This is a genomic window from Flavobacterium sp. SM15 (genome assembly GCF_022012335.1).
In the GTDB taxonomy this organism is placed as follows: domain Bacteria; phylum Bacteroidota; class Bacteroidia; order Flavobacteriales; family Flavobacteriaceae; genus Flavobacterium.
This window is the reverse complement of the sequence record NZ_JAKLTO010000001.1, coordinates 402,438-425,008: the sequence shown is the minus strand read 5'-3', so window position 1 is coordinate 425,008 and position 22,571 is coordinate 402,438. Positions and strand designations below refer to the sequence as shown.

Below are 22,571 nucleotides of genomic sequence, written 5' to 3'. Positions count from 1 at the left end.
CGAAAGTAAGCTTTTGTAGATTTCGGCATGATTTATGGTGCTTCAACAACGATTCGAATTGATTTTTGATTAACGTTCGCCCTCCCATTCCGCATAAAACTGCGCTAAAAAGTTTTCCATATACTCATGGCGTTTTTCGGCGATTTGTTTTCCGGTTTTGGTATTCATTTTGTCTTTTAACAACAGTAATTTTTCGTAGAAATGGTTTAGGGTTGGCGCTTGAGAATTTTTATATTCTTCCTTGCTCATGTTCAGCTTGGGCTGAACCGACGGATTGTATAGCGGACGGTTTTTAAAACCACCATAGTTAAAAGTACGCGCGATTCCGATAGCGCCTAGCGCGTCCAAACGATCGGCATCCTGAACGATGTCCAGTTCTTTGGAGGTGAATTTCTTTTCAAAGTTGCCACCTTTAAACGAGATGTTTTGGATGATCGCGATCACGTGTAAAATGATTTCTTCCGAAACGCCTTGGCTTTCCAAAAAAACACGGGCTGTTTTCGGGCCGATTTGCTCGTCGCCATTATGAAATTTACTGTCGGCGATATCGTGCAGTAAGGCGCCTAATTTTAACACGGTTAAATCACATGCTTCTCCTTGGGCAATTAATAGCGCGTTTTTATACACGCGCTCAATGTGGAACCAGTCGTGGCCACCTTCGGCATTTTCCAATTGCTGTTTTACAAAAAGTATGGTGTTCTCGATTAAAGTCATGGTATTGGATTAAAAAATCCTTTCGTTGCGGAAAGGATTTTTATTTTGAAAAGGATTTTTGAAAATTATTTCACTAAGGCTGGCTGTACCCATTTGAAGATTTTTTCTTCGGTAGGTACTACCATGCGTTCTGCAATTCGGGTCATACGTGCCGGAAGTTTTACTAGGTAATCACGTGCTTTTTCTGCTTCGTCGGTAAGGTTTCCGATTTTTTCGATTTCCCAACGGTCGATAAGCTTCTGAAGAATTTCCACGTAATCCATAGAGGTATACACCCCAATGCGCTGTGCGGATTCTGAGAATTTCTCAAACGCAGTTCCGATGCTTTCCCCGGATTCGCGGATTAAATGCGCCGGCATGGTGATTTTTTGTTTCATCATGTATTGGAAGGCCAGCATCATTTCGCTAGGGTCAACTTTGAAAATACGGTCTACAAATTCCGAATAGGCATGATGGTGACGCATTTCGTCTCCGGCAATTAAACGGCAGATTTTCGACAATTTATGATCGCCGAATTTTTTGGCCATCTGCGCCACACGGTTGTGGGAGATGTACGTTGCCAATTCCTGAAAACTGGTAAACACGAAATTTTTATACGGATCGCGATCGGTTCCCGGGTCAAACCCATCGTTGATTAAATGTTGGGTAGTGATTTCTACTTCGCGCATGTTAACCCGTCCGGATAAGTATAGGTATTTGTTCAAAAGGTCGCCGTGGCGGTTTTCTTCACCGGTCCAGTGGCGTAACCATTTGGCCCAGCCGTTGTCGCCTCCATCTCCTTTTTGCTTTACACCTTCTACGTCCATTAGCCAGGTTTCATAAGTTGGCAAGGCTTCTTCGGTAATGGTATCACCTACTAAAACCACCCAGAAATCATAAGGTAAGTCTTTGGCGATCTCACGCAATTCAGTTACTTCATCCAAAAAAGTTTCCTTTTCAGAATTGGGTAATAAATCGCTCGGTTGCCATATTTTCTCAACAGGAATCAAGTAGTTTTCTACGAAACTGTCGATGTTTTTTTCTAAAAACTGCATCACTTCCAGACGCACATTTTGTATTGACATAATCTTTAATTTTTTATTCCTTGTACTACTGCATTTTCGGTCTTCTCCATTATTTCTTGGAATGAAAAATCTTTAATCGCTATAGGTTCGTGAATGGTGAATTGTAATCTGTTGCCTAAGCCCATCGGAAACTGGCCGTAACGCACCATTTTCCATGAGTTGTTGATTGATATCGGAACAATGTATGCTGAAGGGGCATATTTGCATAAAATCTTCAGCCCGTTTTCCGAGAAACGCTTCGGTACACCGGTTTTGCTGCGGGTTCCTTCCGGGAAAATTACAGCCGAACGTCGGTGCTTTTCAATATATTCCCCCAAGCCTTTAATAACGGGTAAGGCTTGTTTGGGGTCTTTTCTATCAATTAAAACGGAACCGCCGTGACGTAAATTGTACGATACACTTGGAATTCCTCTGCCTAATTCTTTTTTACTGACAAATTTCGGATGGAATCTTCTTAAATACCATATGATCCCAACAATATCATACAAACTCTGATGGTTGGCCACGAAAATAACCGGAACGTTTTTCGGGATCAGGTTTACGTTTTGAAAATGATACGTTGTTCCTAAAATATTGGTGCATTTGGTAAGGAAGAAATTCAGATAATCCACGCTTTTTTTGTGGGACTGATAACCGAACACATTGAAGCAAATCCACTGAATCGGATGGAATACTAAAAGGCACAATGCAAAGGCCACATAGAAAACGATAGAGATGGGATAAGAGACAATCTTTTGCATTTTTATCAAATAATAGGCAAATATAAGCTTATAAAATAAAAAACCGCCAAGAAAATGGCGGTTTTATTGTATGCTTGCATAGTACCGATTAGCAAAATTCGTTGTAAGCATCTTTCAAGTTTTCGGCGATTAGCTCTGCCGGACGGCCTTCAATGTGATGGCGTTCCAACATGTGTACCAACTCTCCGTTTTTGAACAAAGCCATGCTTGGAGAAGAGGGTGGGAACGGGAACATGTGCTGACGCGCTGCATCCACAGCATCTTTGTCAACCCCTGCAAAAACCGTTACCAAATTGTCCGGTTTTTTACCGCCTTCCAAACTCATTTTTGCTCCCGGGCGTGCATTTCTCGCTGCACAACCACAAACGGAGTTTACCACTACCAAAGTAGTGCCTTCTTTAGCTAAAGCATTTTCTACTGCTTCTGCACTATATAATTCCTGAAAACCGGCTTCTGATAGTTCAGCGCGCATCGGTTTTACCATTTCTTCTGGATACATATTTTTAAGTTCTAAGATTATCGTGAGGCAAATTTACAAAGTAAAATTCAAATTACTGTTACAATCTTGTTAATGAAAAGTGGCTGCTTCTTTGAGCAAGGTAATCATGGTTTTTGCATCGGTATATTCACTGATTTGCAACAAAATAGTATTGTTTTTGTCCAGAATTGAAAAAGTCGGATAAGTGATGGCGCCGTCAACGGTTCCTAGCTCTTCAGCGAGTTCGTGAACTCCGGAATTCTGTCCTTTGGGCTTGAATTTAAAAGTATGGTTCTTGAAGGTAATCGGGGTTTTTTGTTCCGCATCAAGAGACACAAAATAAAAATGATCGTTTAAAAGCTGAACGACTTCCGTGTTTTTGAACGTTGAGTTTTCCATCATTTTACAATACTTGCACCATGAGGTGTGTACAAAGACAAAAATAGGTTTCGGACTTTGCTGTTCCAATTGTTCTGCTTCGGAAAAGGTATAGGTTTTCAGTTGTGCGAATCCGGAGAAACCACAAAGGAAAAGCAATAGGAGTAACACTTTCTTGTTCATTATTTTAAAGTATATCGGAGGCCGAAAAAACTTCGAATACCTTGATTGGGACCATAAACATAGCCTGGATCGAACGTTAAAGCATACGGATTGTTTGGTGTAACCATAACGCTTCCATCAGGATTGTATTGTACATTTTGGTCAAAAGGATCGTTTGCCCTTGCAATGATAAACGGATTGCCTTTGTTTGGAGTCCAATTTAATAAATTTTTGATTCCGGCGTAAAATTCAAAGTTTTTTATTTTGTTGAAGGTAAATTGTATGTTCTGAATACTCCAAGTTGGCGAATAATCTTTTCTCGGGTCGGAATCTCCAAGGGTTGGCAGACGCATCGGGCCATAAACATTTCCGGTGTAATCAATATCGAGGTATAATTTTTTTAAACGATAAGAAATCGCCCAGGTTCCGGTGAATTTCTCGGTAAGCATCTGACGGGTCTTCATGCCGTTTTCGGTTTTAGCTACATCCATGTAAGTGGCACCCAAAATAATTTTCAAACCGTTTTGGAACACCGCATCCAGATTAATGCTCACTCCTTGTGTTACTGAATGTCCATCTAAGTTTTTATAAATGATTTTGTTCGGATCGGTATCGTAATCCGGAATGATGGAATTCGTGAAATAGGTGTACCAAGCCGTAGTTTCCAAACCGATGTAGTCTCCATCGTTGGTATAGAATTTTTTTAAAAAATTTACATTGGCGTTGTAGGAACGTTCCGGCTGTAAATCTTCCAAAACTTCAACCTTACGAGATCCCGTCAGCGCGGCGTGTTCCTCTGTAAAAAGGTTCACTACCCTGAAGCCCGTACCTGCATTAAAACGAAAAATGGCCTTCTCGTTGATTTTCCATTTGTGTGCCAAGCGCGGAGTAAAAATGTTGCCGTGGCGGTTGTTGTAATCGTAACGCATGCCTAAAAGCAGGTTGTGTTTTTCACTCAAGCGGATTTCGTCCTGCGCAAACAAACTGGGAATCCAGCTTTTATCAGCCTTTGGAGTAGCCGGTGTGTTGTCGTTGTAAAACTGATAGCGAAGGGCAGTTCCGAAAAGAAAATCGTGACGGCTCATTTTTTTGTCCCAAGTTAATTGCCCAAAACCGATTTTTTGCTGCGCTAAATAAGGAATGTTTCCGTACACTGAATTTTGATCGTGGTCGGTATAGGAAAACGTGAACAGCATTTTTTCGGTTATGGGCAATTCATAAGAACCTAAGATTTCGTAGCGTTTGGTGTAAATGCTTTCTCCGTAAACCTCACTTCCCCCTCGGTATTTTTTCTCCCATTGCATTTCTCCGCCCCAACGGTCTTCATAAAAGAAACGTCCCGCCATAGAGAATAATTTGTTGTTTTTGCGGTTGAAATTTAATTTTTGAAAAACGGAAATACGGTCTTGTAGGGTTACGTCTGTAAAATTGTCGTGGTTGTTGTCAATCGGATTGCTGTAGTTGAAATAGTTCACACCGGTTAACAACGAAGCGACTTTTCCAAGATTGGCTTTGAACCCTAAATCAAGATTGGCCTCGCCCCAACTCGTGGAAAAAGCATCCGCAGCAAAAACCGGAGCGCTTTTCGGGTTTTTAGTGATGATGTTGATCAGTCCGCCCACGGCTTCACTACCGTATAAGGATGAAGCCGGACCTTTTACTACTTCGATTCTTTCCAATAATGAATTCGGAATTCCCGAGAGCCCGTAAACTGTTGAAAGCCCGCTCACAATGGGCATTCCATCAATTAAAACCAGAGTATAAGGGCCTTCCAAACCGTTGATGTGAATATCGCCGGTATTACAAACGTTACAGTTCAATTGCGGACGCACTCCGTTTACGTTTTGCAAGGCTTCAAAGATATTCGCCGTTGGGTTTTTTTTGAAAAACGTGGGTTTGTAGACTTCAACAGGAACCGGGCTTTCCAGTCGGTTTACAGCTTTTAGGGTTCCGGTTACTACAACTTCGTCCAAAGCGTTGTCGGCTTTTAGATCAAAATCGAAGGCAAGTGTTGTAGTGTCGTTGAGAATAATTTTTCGCTGCTGATTTTTAAAACCGGTATGCGATATTTTGAGATGGTATTCACCTTTAGGGATGTTGGTTAAGTTATAAGTTCCCAGGCTGTCGGTTACGGTTCCCAATTGGGTTTTGACCAGAACCACAGTTGCATAAGGCAAAGGTGCGCCCTCAGCAGAAACTTTTCCTTTAACTGAGTTTTGAGCAGAAAGTATAAATGAAAGAAAAAGAAACAGTATTAAAATTAGATTTTTCACAATTATATTTTAGTTGTAATTGAAATAAAAATTTAGGCAAATCTAAAAAATTATTTTCAATCAAAAAAATTTGTATTTTTGGAAACGTAAAAAGCTAGTAATGACTTATTCGGAAGAAAATTATCTCAAAGCGATCTATCATCTTTCTTTATCACAAAAGCAAGGAGTGAGTACCAACGCCATAGCTGCATTAATAGAAAGTAAGGCATCATCGGTAACCGATATGATTAAAAAATTAGCCGAAAAAGAACTGGTAATCTATCAGAAGTACCAAGGCGTATCACTTACCGATAAAGGCTTGATGGCTGCCAAGATGATTGTACGCAAACACCGCTTATGGGAAGTTTTTTTGGTAGAGAAGCTGGATTTTGCTTGGGATGAGGTGCATGATGTAGCCGAAGAACTCGAACACATCAAATCCGAAAAACTCATCAACAAACTGGATGCTTTTTTAGGATTTCCTACCGAAGATCCGCACGGCGACCCGATTCCGGATAAAAACGGAAACATCATAAAAGTCGAAAAACAATTGCTTTCGGAATTTGAAATTGGGCAAACCGGAATTTGTGTAGGGGTTAAAGATTCCTCTTCCAGCTTTTTACAATACCTGGACAAGCAGCAAATCGCTTTGGGTTCTAAAATTAAAGTGGTTGCCAAAGAAAGTTTTGATATGTCCTTAACGATAGAAGTAAACGGAAAATCCATGATCATTTCCAATAAAATAGCAGGCAATCTGTTTGCGAAAACCATTTCATAAGTATGGCCTCAACAAAATCCAATTCCTTAGAAGAAGTACACCAGTCGGTGGCAATTACCCAGAACACAACCGTTTGGAAGCGCGTTTTGGCGTTCTTCGGACCCGCTTACATGGTGAGTGTAGGGTATATGGATCCCGGGAACTGGGCAACCGATTTGGCCGGGGGGAGTCAGTTTGGCTATACCTTAATTTGGGTGCTCTTGATGTCCAACATTATGGCCTTGTTGCTGCAGAGTTTAAGTGCACGATTAGGAATTGTGCGTCAGCGCGATTTGGCGCAGGCTTCTCGTGATACTTATTCCAGACCGATTAACTTTGTGTTGTATTTTTTAGCCGAAATTGCCATTGCCGCCTGTGATTTGGCCGAAGTTTTAGGGATGGCCATCGGGTTGCAATTACTTTTTGATATTCCACTACTGTGGGGGGTGAGTATTACGATGCTCGATACTTTTCTGCTTCTGTTTCTACTGAATAAAGGAATAAAAAAAATGGAAGCCTTCATCATTGCGTTAATTGCCATTATTGGATTTTCCTTCTTAGTGGAAATGTTCTTGGCCCAACCGGACATGAGTCAGATAGCTACTGGTCTTATTCCTTCGATTCCCAACAGCACGGCGCTTTATATTGCCATCGGAATTATTGGGGCGACCGTAATGCCACACAATTTATACCTGCATTCTTCATTGGTGCAAACCCGAAAATTTGATCGTTCGGAAAAAGGCATCAAACAAGCGATTCGGTATAATTTCTTTGATTCGGTTATTGCCTTAAATCTGGCTTTCTTTGTAAACGCCGCCATTTTGATTCTTGCCGCAGCAACGTTTTATAAAAACGGAATGTTTGAAGTAGCCGAAATTCAGGACGCCCACCGTTTATTGGCACCGCTTTTGGGAACCAAATGGGCTTCGATTTTGTTTGCCCTGGCTTTATTGGCAGCCGGACAAAGTTCAACAATCACGGGAACTTTAGCCGGACAGATTGTAATGGAAGGCTATCTGAATTTAAGGATTCAGCCTTGGGTGCGCCGTATCATTACGCGGTTAATTGCCATTGTGCCCGCTTTTATCACAATTATGTATTTTGGAGAAGAAGCTACCGGGAAATTACTAATTTTAAGTCAGGTAATCTTGAGTTTGCAATTAGGATTTGCGATCATTCCGCTGATTCATTTTGTGAGCGACAATGCAAAGATGAAAGGTTTCGCCATTGGAAAATATACGAAAATAGCCTCCTGGCTGATTGCGCTGGTGATTGTTTCGCTGAATGCCCGCTTGGTTTATGACGAAATCAAAGGCTGGATGGAAACTTCGGATAACCCGGTTTACATTTGGATTTTTGTGGTTCCGCTAGCCATTGCGGCAGCATTGTTGCTTTTGTACATCATCATCAAACCGTTTATAGAAAAAACGATGGTCTCCCCAACGTTAGTGCCGCATATTAAAAAAGTGGTGGTGCGGGAAGCCGAGCAGCCTATCGTTTATTCCAATATTGCCGTTGCTTTGGATTTCTCTACTACGGATGAGAAAAGCATCGAAAGTGCGTTACAATTGGGAGGAAAAGAAGCGAATTATACTATCATCCACGTGGTTGAAACTGTCGGAGCGATGGTATACGGTGATGAAATTGAAGATTTTGAAACTTCGAGTGATTCCAATTATCTGAACGATTATAAAAAAGCATTGGAAGATAAAGGCTATAAAGTCGCCATAAAACTGGATTTCGGAAACCCGAAAAAAAGCATTGCCAAAATCGTAAACGAGGGAAATTTTGATATTCTTATTTTAGGAGCGCACGGGCACCATTGGTTCAAGGATTTGCTTTTCGGTACTACAGTTGATGCGGTACGTCATGGTATTTCTATCCCGCTCTTGATTGTAAAAAATTAATTTGATGAAAAAAAGGTTTAGTTTCTATAGTGTACTTGTTTTGTTAGGAGGATGTGCTTCCGTTTCAAATAACGAAGTCAATCAAAAATTGGACAGCCCTTCAGATAAGGAAATCGTATTGGTAAAAGTGCTTGAGGATTCGCGCTGTCCCGAGGGCGTGCAATGTGTTTGGGCCGGTGAAGTCACGGTAGAAGTTGCGGCTTATGAAAATAAAAAACTGGTAGAACAAACTCAATTTACCTTCAACTTAAAAAACGAGAAGGAAATAAAAACATGGTTTGACCTTCATTCGCCTAAAAAACAGCAAGAACTAAAAGGGGTGAGTGTGCTTCCATATCCTAAAGAAGGCATTCAAATTCAACCACAAGACTATAAAATTGTGCTGGACTATTAACTGCAGCCACAACCGCCGTTGCCGCAATTGTCGTTTTTCTTCTTTTTTCCGAAGAATTTCTTCCACAGAAAAGCAACAGCAAATCCGAGTAATAAATAAGCAATTATTTCCTGAAACGAGATCATCTTATTTTAAAATCTGAAATACGATTAAACAAACGCTATAGGCCAATCCGCTCATGAACAGCAGCTGAATCATGGGCCATTTCCACGAATTGGTTTCTTTTTTGGTGATGGCCAACGTAGAAATACACTGCATGGCGAAAGCATAAAACAATAACAAGGAAACTCCCGTAGCAAAGTTGAAAATCTTCTTTCCGGTTACCGGATGTACTTCGGCTGCCATTTTGTTTTTGATGGTGGTTTCTTCTTCGGCATGGCTTCCCACACTGTAAATGGTTGCCAACGTACCTACGAAAACTTCACGGGCGGCGAAGGAACTCACTACGGCAATCCCGATTTTCCAATCGTAACCCAAAGGTCTGATTACCGGTTCAATGGTTTTTCCAACGATACCGATATAGGAATTCTCCAATTTATAAGAAGCGACTAAATCGTCTTTTTCTCCTGAAACTTCTTTGTTGTTTATTTGGGTTTCTACAATACTTTCTGCTTTGTGGAAGGTGTCGCTCGGCCCGTGAGAACCTAAAAACCATAAAATCACCGACAAGGCCAAAATGATTTTCCCGGCTCCAAAGACAAATGATTTGGTTTTCTCTACCACATTGATTCCCAAGTTTTTAAGCATCGGAACTTTGTAACTTGGCATTTCCACCACAAAATAGGAGCGGGATTTAATTTTGAGGACTTTGTTCAGAATATAAGCCGATAAAATGGCCATTCCAAAACCTAACATATATAACAACATCAAAGTAAGCCCTTGCATGTTAAAGACACCCAGCACACGTTTATCGGGAATGATTAAGGAAATCAAAATCGCATACACCGGTAAACGCGCAGAACAAGTGGTGAACGGGGTTACCAAAATGGTAATTAGACGTTCTTTCCAGTTTTCAATATTTCGGGCCGCCATAATTGCCGGAATAGCACAGGCTGTTCCTGATATTAAGGGCACGACGCTCTTACCACTCAGCCCGAAACGGCGCATGATCTTATCCATAAGAAACACCACGCGGCTCATGTAGCCACTCTCTTCTAAGACTGAAATGAAAAGGAACAAAAAGGCAATCTGAGGAATAAAAATGATGATCCCGCCCAAGCCCGGGATGATTCCTTCGGCTATTAAATCGGTTAAAATTCCGGCTGGTAAATGCGTTTTAGCATACGAACTTAAGGTGGCAAAACTGGTATCGATAAAATCCATCGGAATGCTTGACCAGTCAAAAATCGATTGAAAAATCAGCATTAAAATCCCGAAGAAAATTAAGTAACCATATACTTTATGGGTTAAAATCCGATCCAGTTTTTCACGGATATCGGTAGCTTTTTCTTTGTCGACTTTATACCCAACTTTTAAAGTATCGTTGATGAACTGATACCGCTTGATGGTTTCTTTCTGCTGCAAACGCTTTAATTCCACCTTGGGTTTGGCAAACGAATTTTCTTCGATATGCTTGCGGTGCAAGTTGGAGAAATTCACGTCTTGGGTAATTACCAGCCACAACTTGTACAATAACTGGTTTGGAAAGGCCCGACGTAAACTGTTGAAATACTCCGGATCGATGCTTGAGGCGTTCAAACAAGGATCGGTGGGCAATTCCTTGTAGTTGATGATGTTTTTTTTCAGTTCTTCAATTCCGGTTTTTTTGCGGGAGCTTACTAAGGCAATTTTAGTTTTCAATTGCGCTTCCAAAAACGGAATGTCCAAAGTAATTCCTTTAGCTTCCATACGATCAGACATATTGATTACTAAAATCGTAGGAATTTCCAAATCCTTAATTTGGGTAAAGAGCAACAAATTACGTTTTAGGTTTTCCACTTCCGAAACCACTACGGCTACATCCGGGAAATCTTTGTCGTTTTTGTTCATGAGCAGTTCAATCACCACACTTTCATCCATCGAACTGGCATTCAAACTGTAGGTTCCGGGTAAATCTAAAATGGTTGCTTTGGTGTATTCGGATAATTTGGCAAAACCGACTTTCTTTTCCACGGTAATTCCGGGATAGTTCCCGACTTGCTGGTTAAGGCCGGTCAGCTCATTAAAAACGGAAGTCTTTCCCACGTTGGGGTTTCCGATCAGGGCAACTTTTATGGTATTGTACATCATAAAGCAGTTTCTTTTATGATGGTAATTTGAATTTCTTTGGCGGTTTCCAATCGAATGGCCACATGACTGTCGTTTACGTTAATGTACAACGGATCACCGAGAGGAGCCACTTGCAGCAGTTCCACTTCGTTTCCGGGCAAACAACCCATTTCCAATAATTTTAACGGAATTTCATCGATGTTAAAATCCTGAATGAGCGCTTTTTGTCCGCGTTGTAATTGGGCTAACGTAAGGGTCAAATTTTATTTAGATTGAATTTAGATTGCAAAAATAAGGATAATAATCCTTGAAAAGATGATAAAAGTCAATTTTGCAAAATTTTATGATCCGGTGAACTACTTTTCTTCTTCCACTAAAAAGTTGATGTCCTGTAATAATCTTTCAACTTCTTCTTTTTTGGTTCCGTCGTAAAAACCGCGCACACGACGTTTGCTGTCTACCAATACGAAGTTTTCGGTGTGAACCATGTCGTATAGTTCGGAAGGATTCCCTGTTTTAACCGCCAGATAGGATTTGCGTGCGATGTAGTAAATATCTTTTTTGTTCCCGGTAACCAAGTTCCATTTGCTGTCGATTACGCCCTTTTCCTGCGCGTATTTTTTCAGAACGGAAACACTATCAATATCGGGAGTTACCGAATGGGAAAGGAGCATAACTTTCGGGTTGTTTTTGATTTGTTCCTGCAGCCAGCCCATGTTGTTGGTCATTATCGGGCAGATACTTTGGCAAGTGGTAAAGAAAAAATCGGCCACGTAAATTTTTCCTTCGTAGTCTTTTTGGGTAATGGTTTTCCCGTTTTGGTTGGTAAAGGCGAAATCCGCAATATGGTGTTGGGTTTTGTTGGCAATGTGCTGAACGGTGGAATCCACTAGTTCAGGGTTAACCATTGATGGAGTATAAATAGGTAATGTTTTCTTAGGTTTCAGTGCGTTGTAAAAAAGAAAAATAATTACCACGGATAAAATCCCTAAAACGATAAAAAAAGGAATGTATTTTTTAAAAAAGCTAAGCATGCCAAAATTTTTCGCAAAGGTACAATTAGAATCAAAACAACGGCAAACCAATTTATTTACAATATGTTAAAAATTGCAAAACCCATTTCAGAATTTATAAATTTGGCTCAGGTTGTAACAAAATGAAAAAAGGGAACACCTATTTGACTGTGAGTCGTTTATAAAAAGCAATACATTATCCAAACGGCTCTATCATCAAAAAGCAAAAACAAATTATAAGATTATGAAAAAAAACATTCTGGCAGCCGGCTCGCTTGCTGTTTTTTCACTGCTTAGTCTAGAGGCTTCGGCACAACAGGCAAAGCCCAAAAATCCGGGAATCGACCTGGATTTAATGGACAAATCCGTTAAACCGGGAGACGATTTCTTTCGTTATGTAAACGGAACATGGTTCGACAAAACGCAAATCCCGGCAGACAAAACCCGTTGGGGAAGTTTCGATGAGTTGCGTCAGAACACGGATAAGGATGCGCTTGCGATTTTAAAAGAAGCAGCAGCTAATAAAAATCTTGATCCAAAATCCGATCAGGCCAAAGCGGTAAACGTTTACAGAACGTACATGGATACAATTTCCAGAAATAAATTAGGAATTGCACCTTTAAAACCGTACTTGGCAAAAATCAATGCAGTGAAAACTGTTGCCGATGTGAACAAACTTTTAATCGAAATGGAATCTCAAGGTGGTTTAGGTTTTTATGGTGTGGGTGTAGGTGCCGATGCTAAAAACAGTAACCGTAACGTAGTTTATTTAGGACTGGGAAGTTTAGGATTACCAGACCGTGATTATTACGTTTCTGATGATAAAGATTCGAAAGAAAAGCGTGAAAAATATGTGCTTCACGTAGCAAGAATGCTTCAGTTTTTAGGAATTAAACCGGCGGAAGCGAAAATTCAGGCGGAGAAAGTTTTAGCCCTTGAAACGGAAATGGCACGTCCTCGTTTGGACCGTGTTGAACGTCGTGACCGCAGAAAAACCTACAACCCGATGACGGTTGCTGATCTGCAAAAGTTAACACCTTCGATAAACTGGAACGGTTATTTAGAAGGGGTTGGTATTGGAAAAGTGGATTCGTTAATTGTATCACAGCCAAAATACATGACGGCGTTGGAAGGTATTTTCAAGGCAAACAAAATTGAAGATTGGAAAGCCTACATGCGTTGGACGTTAATCAATAAATCTACAGATGTTTTAACGACCGATATTGAAAAGGCGAACTGGGAGTTTTACAGCAAAACGTTAACAGGAGCGTTAAAACAACGTCCTCGTGAGGAAAGAGCACTTCAAGTGGTAAACGGTACTGTTGGTGAAGCATTAGGAAAATTATACGTTGAGAAAAAATTCCCAGCAGAAGCTAAAGCTAAAGCTAGAGCGATGATCGATAACGTGTTCCTTGCTTTTGAAAACCGCATCAACAACTTGCCATGGATGACACCGGCAACGCGTAAGGGTGCAATTGAAAAATTAAGAAAATCGACCATTAAAATCGGATATCCTGATAAATGGAAAGATTATTCTAAGTTAGAAATCAAATCTAAAGCGGAAGGCGGAACGTATTTCGAGAACATGAAAAATGTGGCACGTTGGGGATTTGAGGAGAACGTAGCCGAATTAAAAAAACCGGTAGACAAAACCGAATGGGGAATGTCGCCACAAACGGTAAATGCTTACTACAACCCATCGTACAATGAAATCGTATTCCCAGCGGCTATTCTACAACCGCCATTTTACGATTATAAAGCGGACGATGCCGTGAACTACGGTGGAATCGGGGCGGTAATCGGTCACGAAATCTCTCACGGTTTTGACGATTCAGGTGCTCGTTACAATGCAGACGGTAACTTAGTAAACTGGTGGACGGATGACGATTTAAAACAATTCACAGGTTTAGGTGGAGCTTTAGCAGCGCAGTACAGTGCTTTGGAGCCGCTTCCGGGAACTTTTGTAGACGGTAAATTTACCTTAGGGGAAAATATCGGGGATTTAGGTGGAGTAAACGCAGCCTACGATGGTTTACAAATTGCTATGAAGAAAAGTGGAAAAACGGCTTTAATCGATGGTTATACGCAAGAGCAGCGTTTCTTTATTTCTTGGGCAACGATCTGGCGTTCAAAAATGAGAGACGAAGCAATCAAAAATCAGGTAAAAACCGATCCGCACTCTCCGGGAATGTACCGTGCGTATGTACCGTTACAAAATGTGGAATCGTTCTATCAGGCATTCGACATTAAAGAAGGTCAGAAGTTGTACGTAAAACCGGAAAACCGAGTTAAAATCTGGTAATTTTGAAAATTTAGATAAATTAAAAATCCCGAGTGAACGCTTGGGATTTTTTTTATCCGTTAAAAAGTTTGTTTTTCTTGAAAGGAATGTTCTTTCGAATTAAATAGGCATGGTAAGCACTCGGAATATCATGCGTCCATTTAGGAAGAATTAAAATGATGGCAATTACATCGGCCTGTGAAATAATTCCTAAGGCAACTGTTATTTTAAAAGGAAGCCCAGCATGGTTAAACCCGATTAAGGCAGTGAAAGCAATCAGTAATGAGATGCCCCACATTTTGGATAAAAATGCATGCGTACAGGTTTCTTTCCCAAATTTTAGAATACTGATTAAGTAACACAAACCTTCCATAACCAGAATGCAAAGTAATCCAATACGGTTTGCCTTTATTAATGAGGGAAATATAATCCAGGTAGCTAAAGCAATGGCGATCCAAAAAATTAAATCAACCTGACTGTCTAAGCGTCTTAATTTTTCAGTAGCGATATTTTGTTTTCGTGCAATAATTCCATCAAAAATATCAGATAATAATCCTAAATACATCAGAATTACAATAACCAAGCGACTTTCACCTTTTAAAACTAAGGCTAAGCTAACGATTGTAGGAGCCAACATAAATCGGAATAAAATTAGATAATGCGGCATTTTCATGAGTTTCATAAAGAATGAAATTTTCACAGCAAGTTATTTTTTACGCATGGTTCGATTCACCAAATACAGACCAAAAAGTGTTACCGTTCCGCCAATTGCAATCATAACGGTAAGCGGTTCGTCAAAAATAAAAGATCCTAAAATTACAGCTACTATTGGATTGATATAAGCATACACACTACTTATTTCGGCCGGTAAATGCTGCAAAGCATAAATAAAAGCTATAAAAGTAAACACAGATCCGAAGACTACCAGATAAGCAATCGACCACCAGGAAGCAGCCGGTATTTCAGTTAACGGTACCGAAGTTCCAGTCGCACCGGTATAAGCAAAAAGCAAAAAGCTGGAAAGGAGCATTTGGAGTCCTAAACTAAAATAAGGATTGAAACTTGCGGCTTTTTTCTTAGTATACAAACTTCCAAAAGCCCAAGTCAGGGTTGCGGTAACTGAAAGCAAGATGCCAAAACGGAAGTCGGGTTTTAGAAAATCGGACAAGTAATCGTAAAAAATAAGGCATACCCCTCCAAAACTGATCAGCATTCCTATAATAGACCATTTGGAAAGTCGTTCTCCCCGGAATAAATTAATCACTACGATCCACAAGGGGAACATCGCCCCGATGATGGCACCCAATCCGCTGGAAATGTATTTTACGCCCCAAGTGCTCAGCCCGTTGCTCAACACAAAGTTCAGAAAACTCAGGATGACAATGGTTTTCCACTGCTTTCCTTTTGGCCAATCGGTTTTCTTGTAAAGAAAATAAAAGATATAAACTGCTGCGCCAAAAAATTGACGGATTGCCGCTAATTGTAATGCGGGCATGTGTTTTACCCCTTCTTTGGAAGCTAACCAGGTGGTGCCCCAGAAAAAACTCACCCAAATCAGCGCCAACATCGGTAACCCAACAGATTGTAATCGGTTTTTGGTGGAATGATGGAGCTTTGAGATTTTTATCACGTTAAAGTTCTTTTTTTCGGAAGGTATAGTTTAAAACCGTTTCAGTTTTTTCGCTTGAAATCAGTTTTCCTAAAGACGGTTTTTCTGAAACAAAGGTAGGTAAAGGCAAATTCAATTCCTGAGCTTTTCTTTGGTAAAATTCTTTTCGGGTGGGATGAAAAGGCGCTACCGCATTAAATTGCTCATTCCAGGCTTGTTTTTCAATAATGGCCTGAAGGATTCCTATGCAGTCTTTCTGATGAATCATGTTGATGGGGGCATCCGGGTTTTCAAGATTTTCTTTACCGGCCAGTTGTTTGATTGGATGGCGTTCTTCGCCCAATAAACCACCGAAGCGCACAATTGTAGTTTTAAAATTCGGGTTGTTTTGCAAAAGCTGTTCAACCTCCCAAAGTTGTTTTCCGCTTTCCGTGTCGGGATTGGGAAGCGTCGCCTCGGTAATGGTCTTGTTTTGATCGGCATAAACCGAAGTGGAGCTTACAAAAAGTACTTTTTCAACGGAAGATTCTGTAATAAACGGAATCAGGTTTTTTATCTTTTGAACAAAATTTTCTGAGATAACACTGCGCAATTTCGGCGGAATATCAATAATAAGAAGGCTAGCATCCTTTAAAAAAAGGTCAATGTCACCCTGAATTTTAGATTCTGAAAGTTCAATTAAAAAAGGTTGAATGTTTTTGGTTTTCAACAATTGCATTTTTTCGGAAGAAGTAGTCGATCCTTTTACGGAAAATCCATCACGAATCAATGCTTCCGATAAGGGTAAACCCAGCCAGCCGCAGCCTAAAATTGAAATGGTTTCCTTTTTTTTGTTCATTTTCTATTGGGTTCTTTTTACCAAGAGTACTCCATTATTTTCAATATACCGATAGCCTTGATCGTACAGAAAATAGTAAGTATTGCCGTTTTTAGTTTGATGTATTGAGGTAAAATACTCAAAATCAAATCCTTTTTCCTTTATTTTTTTGGTTGGGATTTTTGTTTTTTCTTCCGTATTGAGCTCGCACAAAATTCGGTAATTTTTTCGCAATTTATTGTTGATGTTGCGCATTAAATTAGTACTGTCTCTGGTTTTCTTGTTGTTATGGGTATTTCGACAGCCGTCACTACAGAATTTTTTATCTTCCCGCCCGATGATTTTCTCATCGCATTCCAAACACGTTTTCATAAAATCAGTTTAGAATTCCCCTTTGTATTGCAACGCCTGATGAATATGTGCCAAATGATGTTTGCAATGCCAATGGTAAATGCCCAAACCTTCCTTTACGGAAAACAAACGCTGGTGCTGCGGATGAAAATACATACGGTTCCAGTCTTTTTCGTTCAGCGAATCTAAAAGTTGGAACCAACGCTGGTGTACCCCTTCAATTATTTTTAGGGAAGCGCTTACATCGTTGTTCAATCCGTCGTTTAGTTCGGCCCAAAGTGCTTCTTCATAAGGGCGAATTACCGGAGCATCTTCGGTTAGGGAAAGCTTTAATCGGATTATCGCATTGATATGACTGTCTGCCAAATGGTGCACAACTTGTTTTACTGTCCATCCTTCAGGGCGGTACTTCCAGTTCAAATTCTCAACAGTAAGGTTTTTGGTTATCTCTTGAAGCTGTTGCGGAAAGTTTCTGATGGTTGCTTTCCATTGTTCTAAATGTTCGGAATCGATTTCTAACGGACAGCTAAAACGTCCGATGGGGAATTTTAAGTGTTCAAGCTCTACATGGTGTTTCATGGCTTTTAAATTTTAATTTTTGGAGCGAATGGCTCGGTTTTTATCAGGAAGCCCTGTTCCTGTTTTTCGTTGCAATTTTTTACGTTGTAAAAGGATTTTCACTGCAACCAGGGCTGGTTGGTTAGGGTCTTTTGTGTTTGTAAACTTCTGATGATTCGGTAAAAGTTACAGTAAATTTAAGGAATTGTTTCACTGGTGAATTTATTTTTCATTTATTTTTTTAATGGCATTTTCGGCTGCATTTTCACTTGTAAGGTATTGGTTTTTAATTAATTCTAGTTTTTTGTCGTCTTTGAGAGTGTCTTTTAGTGCTGAAAGTAAAAACTCATAGTTGGTGAACGCTGTTTTCTTCTCCAATAGCGTTTTCATCCATTGCCACATTTTCTTTTTCCCAATTTCTTTTTCAATGGCTGTAAAAAGTATAGGAGCATAGTCATACACATAAGTTTGTCTGTCGCTTATGTCGTTTATCGATTTAACAGCGGCAACTGGTGTTGGTTTGAATTCTTTTAAACTGTTGAATTTTTCAGTTAACATCTTGTTGTAAGTGGAGATGTCTTGTAGATCTTCGGTTAGTTTTAGTGCCATGTATTCGGTAAACCCTTCCGAGATCATATCACCCAATTCCGAATTAAACACCTTAAAGGTTCCAAAGTAATAATGACCCAATTCATGAGCGATCATAGGTTTGTAGAACTTCTGGCTTTCTTTTTCGAAAAGCCCTCCTAAACCATTTTTACCATAACCAATTCCCATAATGGTAGGATAGGAGACAAAAAGCCAGGCGTTTTTTATCGAAGTTGGAGTTGTATTTACAAATACTGGAGTTTGGTTGAATTTTATAGCTGTTTTCTGTTCGTAATACTTTTTATACGTCGCTACCAAATTTGAAAATTCCTGTATTTCCTTTTGAGAAAATGTAGGATTTAAAATCGCAATATTTCCATCCTCTGTAACATTGAAATTCCCGCAAAACAGGGCCATTTCTTGTGGTTCAGCGCTTTTTAGGTTCGCTGAGGTAGCACTAATGGGTTTGTTTCCGTTTAGGTATAAAGTTGAGCAATCACTACAGGTCAATTCGATGTCGTATACTACTTTGTTATAAGCCACATCTTTTTTGGCATCGTACAAAATAGGGTACCAGGCACTTTGAGTACCGTCACTTCTCACAGACATTCCGTTAAAGGCAATGTTTCCTTTCCAGTCTGCCTTTGAATAATTTTGTAGGGTGTCATTGGCAATTGGAAATTTACCGACGTATCTAAATTGTAATTCTTGCGGAAGAAATTTGCCTTTGCCACTATTACCCGGAAAATAATAAGCTAACGATTCTCCTGTTGAGGTGGAATCTTTGTCGGATCTATCATAGCCAAGCACAAAATCATTTGGTTTTTTGCTTCGGATATGCAGTAAATTCATCCCGGAGTTCAATCGTATTACATAATCTTCTACTCTTGGGATGTTGCTTAAAGTCAGATCGCAATCAAAAGTGCCTTCTTTTATGGAAATTTTTACTTTTCCTTTAATATGAGGTGCGTTTTCTTGGGAAAAGACGTTTGCTGAAAACACCAATAACAGGAAAAGTAACTCTAACTTATGAAATGATTTCATGATTTGATTCGGAAAGATTGTGTTAATAATTTCTTACAAGTTTCAAATATAGGAAAATTCCTGAAAACAAACGACAACAAACGAGTACAATCGAAAGTAAACGACTAAGTACCGATTAACTTTTGAAGGTCTGTTCATCTTTGCAGGGTCGGAATCAAATTTTCGAGTATAACCAATTTTATTTACGCAAATTTTAATTTTAAACGCCATGAGAAACAAAGTACAATTAATCGGGAATGTGGGTCAGGAACCGGAAGTAAAAATCATTAACGGAGAACGAAAAGTTGCCAACTTCACACTAGCGACCCATGATTTTTATTATAACGAAAAAGGAGATAAGGTAGAGCAAACCGAATGGCATAAAGTGACTGCCTGGGGAAAAACGGCAGAAATTGTGGAAAAATTCGTTGAAAAAGGAAAAGAGATTGCTGTTGAAGGAAAACTTACCCATCGCAGCTACGATGACAAAGACGGAAATAAAAAATACGTTACCGAAGTGGTAGCCAATGAAGTGTTGCTTTTAGGAGGAAAATAAGCGGTTATGTATATTGAAGTCTTTGCCGTTCGGCTTATCGCGCAAGAACTGGAGTCGGATCAGAAAAAGATAAATGACTTTCTTGAAACTGTAAAGTTTGTAAAATCTGCAACGCATTTTGTAGAGTTGGAACAAGGCGGATATTGGTCGGTGTTGGTTCATTATGAGCTCAAAGAAAAACCAAAAAAGGAATCCAAGATTGATAAAAAGCCAAACATAGAGGAATCGGATTTAAGCCCCGGGAGCTCTTACGTTTTGGAATGTTTGAAAGAATGGCGGGCAGACAAGGCAGAGTCGTTGAAAGTGCCAAGATATTACGTTTGCACCAATTCAGAGCTGGTAAATATTGCTTTTTACTTGCCTAAAACTATTGATGAACTAAAAGAAATAAAAGGTTTTGGAAGTGTGAAAACCGAAAAATTAGGCGCGGACATTATTGCTTTATTGAACGCCGTTTAAGTTGGGGGAAAACCACCGAGATTCTCGGTGGTTTTATTTTAATAATAAAGGTTTGCTGCTGTTCGGTAGGTATTGGTATGTGCTTCAATAATGGTTTTGATCTCGGTAGAATAACCTCCTCCCATGCTTACCTGAACTGGAATTTCGTATTTGTGACATAGAGACAATACGATTTCATCACGTTTTTTACATCCGTTTAAGGTGCATCCAAGTTTTCCTAATTTATCGGAAGCTAAAATATCAACTCCGCTCAGGTAAAAGATAAAGTCTGGTTTTTGTGTTTCGATAAGATAGGGTAACGTATTTTGGAGTAGTTCTAAGAATTTAGCATCTTCCGTGTTATCGTGAAGCTCAATGTCCAGATCCGATTTTTCTTTTTTAAACGGATAATTGGATTTGCCATGCATGGAAAAGGTGAAAACCTTTTTGTTTTTTTGGAAAATTTCAGCCGTACCGTTGCCTTGATGTACATCCAAATCGACAATCAGAATCTTTTTTGAGAGTTTTTTGTCCAGTAAATATTGTGCGGCAATCGCCTGATCGTTCAAAAGGCAAAAAGCTTCCCCATGGTCAGAATAGGCATGGTGTGTTCCTCCGGCGATGTTAAAAGCGATGCCGGTTTGCAGTGCTCTTTCAGCTCCTAAAATAGTACCCTGAGCCAATCGTAACTCGCGTTCCACCAATTCAGCGGATAGCGGAAACCCGATTTTTCGAACGGCTCGAGCATCCAAAGTAAGATTGAGCAAATCTTCAACATATTCTTTCTTGTGAATGGATAAAATATGTTGCAAGTCTGGTAAATCTGGTTCAAAAAAAGCGCCGTTACTTACAATCCCTTCATATAAAAGTTGTTGGGGTAACAGTTCATATTTGATCATCGGAAAGCGATGGTCCTCTGGTAACGGATGCTTGTAAATTGGGTGATAGGCAATCGGGAACATTTACAAATCCATAAGTTTTTGAAAAGTTTCCGCAAACAGACCGACATGATAACCGTCTACCAAACCGTGGTGCACATGTACAGACATTGGCATGGATTTTTTACCGTTTGTTTGGGTCATTTTTCCAAACGATATTTTAGGACAACTATCCGCAAAGGTAAAACTTCGCGCATGGGAAACCGAGGTGAAGTCTACCCACGGAATCGAGGAGAAATGAATCAGATTGTACTCTCCGCTGAAATCACGGGTTAAAAGGCCTTCCGTATTTTGAATGCGCTTGATTTCCTGAAGGGTTTTTTTGTTGAATTCTTCAAAATCAGGGAAAAATTCCATAAAAGAAAAACCAAAAGTGGTATCCTCTCTCATTATGGTAGCCGAAACATTAACCTTGTCATACACAAATACCTCACCGTCAACAATTCGGTAACGGAAGTTTTCGATTTCATTTACTGCTGCCAAAGTTTTGTAAAGGTAATAAATGAAGAATGAAATACCTTTTTCTTTGGCAGTTTCGTAGGCTTTGGTACAATCTACGGTAAAAGTTAGGCCGTAGAAAGGCTCATCGAATTTACTAAAGAATTCGAAATGGGTTTTGCGGTTCCAGGTAGTAAGGTCTAACTTTTGCTTCATTGTAAAAGAATGGGTAAAACGTCGGTAATTTTTTCAGTGGCATAAAAATTTGGGTGGACGATTTCGTGGTCAATACGCTCATGAGCCCAAGTGGTGTGAAACGGAACATGAACCGCGTAGCCGCCAATATTCAAAACTGGCAACACATCGGATTTTAAGGAATTCCCAATCATGAAAAATTCTTCCGGCTGAATGTCCAAGCGGCCCAAGAGTTTTTCGTAATTTACTTCCTGTTTGTCGGCCATCACTTCGATATGGTGGAAATAATGCCCTAAACCGGAATCGTGCAGTTTGCGTTGTTGGTCTTTCAAGTCGCCTTTTGTGGCCACTACTAATTTGTATTTGCCCTGCAGGGCTTGTAGGGTTTCTTCAACACCATCAAGTAGTTCAATAGGTTTTTGAATGAGTTCTTTGCCTAAATCGGTAATCTTCTTGATTCCTTTGGAACTGATGGTGCCGTCGGATACTTTGATTGCGGTTTCAATCATCGAAAGCACGTATCCTTTGATGCCGTAACCGTACAAAGGTAAATTGTCCACTTGTGTTTTTAGCAATTCCTGCGATAAACTTTGTGCGGAGAGGTAATTGCTCATCATTCCGCAGAATTTATTTTCGGTTTCCTCGAAATACGGCTCGTTAATGAACAAGGTATCGTCCGCATCGAAGGCTATTACTTTTAAATCCATAATTT

Annotated in this window: 25 protein-coding genes; 6 read left to right on the top strand and 19 right to left on the bottom strand. The window is 39.9% G+C overall.

Annotated features, from left to right (window positions below):
* Positions 1-69: 69 nt before the first annotated feature.
* The 6 genes from LZZ90_RS02015 to LZZ90_RS01990 all read right to left on the bottom strand — a co-directional run bounded on the left by LZZ90_RS02015 (position 70) and on the right by LZZ90_RS01990 (position 5,809).
* A complete protein-coding gene (locus LZZ90_RS02015; RefSeq protein ID WP_237789007.1) occupies positions 70-714 on the bottom strand; it encodes an HD domain-containing protein in 645 nt (214 codons plus the stop codon).
* Between the two features lie 65 nt (positions 715-779).
* A complete protein-coding gene (locus tag LZZ90_RS02010; protein WP_237789006.1) occupies positions 780-1,778 on the bottom strand; it encodes an acyl-ACP desaturase in 999 nt (332 codons plus the stop codon).
* A gap of 5 nt (positions 1,779-1,783) precedes the next feature.
* Entirely contained in the window at positions 1,784-2,518 is a 735-nt protein-coding gene (locus LZZ90_RS02005; protein WP_237789005.1) for a 1-acyl-sn-glycerol-3-phosphate acyltransferase, read from the bottom strand.
* Between the two features lie 88 nt (positions 2,519-2,606).
* Positions 2,607-3,017: a BrxA/BrxB family bacilliredoxin gene (locus LZZ90_RS02000; protein WP_237789004.1), complete on the bottom strand. Its 411-nt coding sequence runs from the start codon at positions 3,015-3,017 to the stop codon at positions 2,607-2,609.
* Positions 3,018-3,086: 69 nt separating this feature from the next.
* Positions 3,087-3,557 (bottom strand): thioredoxin family protein, encoded by a 471-nt coding sequence (locus tag LZZ90_RS01995; protein ID WP_237789003.1) that lies wholly within the window; start codon positions 3,555-3,557, stop codon positions 3,087-3,089.
* Positions 3,557-5,809 (bottom strand): TonB-dependent receptor, encoded by a 2,253-nt coding sequence (locus tag LZZ90_RS01990; protein WP_237789002.1) that lies wholly within the window; start codon positions 5,807-5,809, stop codon positions 3,557-3,559. The genes LZZ90_RS01995 and LZZ90_RS01990 overlap by 1 nt, the downstream gene beginning before the upstream one ends.
* A gap of 100 nt (positions 5,810-5,909) precedes the next feature.
* Between LZZ90_RS01990 and LZZ90_RS01985 the strand changes: the two genes are divergently transcribed.
* From LZZ90_RS01985 to LZZ90_RS01975, 3 genes are read left to right on the top strand one after another with little or no spacing between them, the layout of a single operon-like run.
* The gene (locus tag LZZ90_RS01985; protein WP_237789001.1) at positions 5,910-6,566 is read left to right on the top strand and encodes a metal-dependent transcriptional regulator; all 657 of its coding nucleotides are present in this window, start codon (positions 5,910-5,912) and stop codon (positions 6,564-6,566) included.
* A gap of 2 nt (positions 6,567-6,568) precedes the next feature.
* Positions 6,569-8,452: an Nramp family divalent metal transporter gene (locus LZZ90_RS01980; RefSeq protein WP_237789000.1), complete on the top strand. Its 1,884-nt coding sequence runs from the start codon at positions 6,569-6,571 to the stop codon at positions 8,450-8,452.
* A gap of 4 nt (positions 8,453-8,456) precedes the next feature.
* Positions 8,457-8,846: a hypothetical protein gene (locus LZZ90_RS01975; RefSeq protein WP_237788999.1), complete on the top strand. Its 390-nt coding sequence runs from the start codon at positions 8,457-8,459 to the stop codon at positions 8,844-8,846.
* On the opposite strand, the gene LZZ90_RS01970 is transcribed toward LZZ90_RS01975, so the two are convergent.
* From LZZ90_RS01970 to LZZ90_RS01955, 4 genes are all read right to left on the bottom strand, one after another.
* Positions 8,843-8,971, bottom strand: coding sequence for a FeoB-associated Cys-rich membrane protein (locus tag LZZ90_RS01970; protein WP_255702304.1), 129 nt, complete (start codon positions 8,969-8,971; stop codon positions 8,843-8,845). The two genes, LZZ90_RS01975 and LZZ90_RS01970, sit on opposite strands and share 4 nt — an antisense overlap.
* Position 8,972: 1 nt before the next feature.
* Positions 8,973-11,075, bottom strand: a complete 2,103-nt coding sequence (gene feoB / locus LZZ90_RS01965) for a ferrous iron transport protein B (protein WP_237788998.1) — start codon at positions 11,073-11,075, stop codon at positions 8,973-8,975.
* Positions 11,072-11,314, bottom strand: coding sequence for a FeoA family protein (locus tag LZZ90_RS01960; protein WP_237788997.1), 243 nt, complete (start codon positions 11,312-11,314; stop codon positions 11,072-11,074). Before LZZ90_RS01960 ends, feoB begins: the two co-directional genes overlap by 4 nt.
* 96 nt (positions 11,315-11,410) lie before the next feature.
* A complete protein-coding gene (locus LZZ90_RS01955; RefSeq protein ID WP_237788996.1) occupies positions 11,411-12,088 on the bottom strand; it encodes an SCO family protein in 678 nt (225 codons plus the stop codon).
* 223 nt (positions 12,089-12,311) lie between these two features.
* On the opposite strand from LZZ90_RS01955, the gene LZZ90_RS01950 reads away from it, so the two are divergent.
* Complete coding sequence (locus tag LZZ90_RS01950) at positions 12,312-14,369, top strand: M13 family metallopeptidase (protein WP_237788995.1); 2,058 nt, start codon at positions 12,312-12,314, stop codon at positions 14,367-14,369.
* 52 nt (positions 14,370-14,421) lie between these two features.
* Here LZZ90_RS01950 and LZZ90_RS01945 read toward each other — a convergent pair whose 3' ends face one another.
* From LZZ90_RS01945 to LZZ90_RS01920, 6 genes are all read right to left on the bottom strand, one after another.
* Positions 14,422-15,021, bottom strand: coding sequence for a CDP-alcohol phosphatidyltransferase family protein (locus LZZ90_RS01945; RefSeq protein WP_237789182.1), 600 nt, complete (start codon positions 15,019-15,021; stop codon positions 14,422-14,424).
* A 33-nt stretch (positions 15,022-15,054) separates the two neighbouring features.
* Positions 15,055-15,915 carry a DMT family transporter gene (locus LZZ90_RS01940; protein WP_237789181.1) on the bottom strand — a complete coding sequence of 287 codons (861 nt, stop codon included), beginning with the start codon at positions 15,913-15,915 and terminating at the stop codon, positions 15,055-15,057.
* A 64-nt stretch (positions 15,916-15,979) separates the two neighbouring features.
* Positions 15,980-16,795, bottom strand: coding sequence for an SDR family oxidoreductase (locus LZZ90_RS01935; protein WP_237788994.1), 816 nt, complete (start codon positions 16,793-16,795; stop codon positions 15,980-15,982).
* A gap of 3 nt (positions 16,796-16,798) precedes the next feature.
* The gene (locus LZZ90_RS01930; RefSeq protein WP_237788993.1) at positions 16,799-17,146 is read right to left on the bottom strand and encodes a hypothetical protein; all 348 of its coding nucleotides are present in this window, start codon (positions 17,144-17,146) and stop codon (positions 16,799-16,801) included.
* A 9-nt stretch (positions 17,147-17,155) separates the two neighbouring features.
* Positions 17,156-17,704, bottom strand: coding sequence for a YfiT family bacillithiol transferase (locus LZZ90_RS01925; RefSeq protein WP_237788992.1), 549 nt, complete (start codon positions 17,702-17,704; stop codon positions 17,156-17,158).
* Positions 17,705-17,905: 201 nt separating this feature from the next.
* Positions 17,906-19,315, bottom strand: a complete 1,410-nt coding sequence (locus LZZ90_RS01920; protein ID WP_237788991.1) for a hypothetical protein — start codon at positions 19,313-19,315, stop codon at positions 17,906-17,908.
* Positions 19,316-19,523: 208 nt separating this feature from the next.
* Between LZZ90_RS01920 and LZZ90_RS01915 the strand changes: the two genes are divergently transcribed.
* Together LZZ90_RS01915 and LZZ90_RS01910 are read left to right on the top strand one after the other, a co-directional pair.
* Entirely contained in the window at positions 19,524-19,850 is a 327-nt protein-coding gene (locus LZZ90_RS01915) for a single-stranded DNA-binding protein (RefSeq protein WP_237788990.1), read from the top strand.
* 6 nt (positions 19,851-19,856) lie between these two features.
* The gene (locus LZZ90_RS01910; RefSeq protein ID WP_237788989.1) at positions 19,857-20,309 is read left to right on the top strand and encodes an HRDC domain-containing protein; all 453 of its coding nucleotides are present in this window, start codon (positions 19,857-19,859) and stop codon (positions 20,307-20,309) included.
* A gap of 38 nt (positions 20,310-20,347) precedes the next feature.
* Here LZZ90_RS01910 and LZZ90_RS01905 read toward each other — a convergent pair whose 3' ends face one another.
* From LZZ90_RS01905 to LZZ90_RS01895, 3 genes are read right to left on the bottom strand one after another with little or no spacing between them, the layout of a single operon-like run.
* Positions 20,348-21,250, bottom strand: a complete 903-nt coding sequence (locus tag LZZ90_RS01905) for a histone deacetylase (RefSeq protein ID WP_237788988.1) — start codon at positions 21,248-21,250, stop codon at positions 20,348-20,350.
* A complete protein-coding gene (locus LZZ90_RS01900) occupies positions 21,251-21,880 on the bottom strand; it encodes a chloramphenicol acetyltransferase (RefSeq protein WP_237788987.1) in 630 nt (209 codons plus the stop codon).
* Positions 21,877-22,566, bottom strand: a complete 690-nt coding sequence (locus LZZ90_RS01895; RefSeq protein ID WP_237788986.1) for an HAD family hydrolase — start codon at positions 22,564-22,566, stop codon at positions 21,877-21,879. The genes LZZ90_RS01900 and LZZ90_RS01895 overlap by 4 nt, the downstream gene beginning before the upstream one ends.
* Positions 22,567-22,571 lie beyond the last annotated feature (5 nt).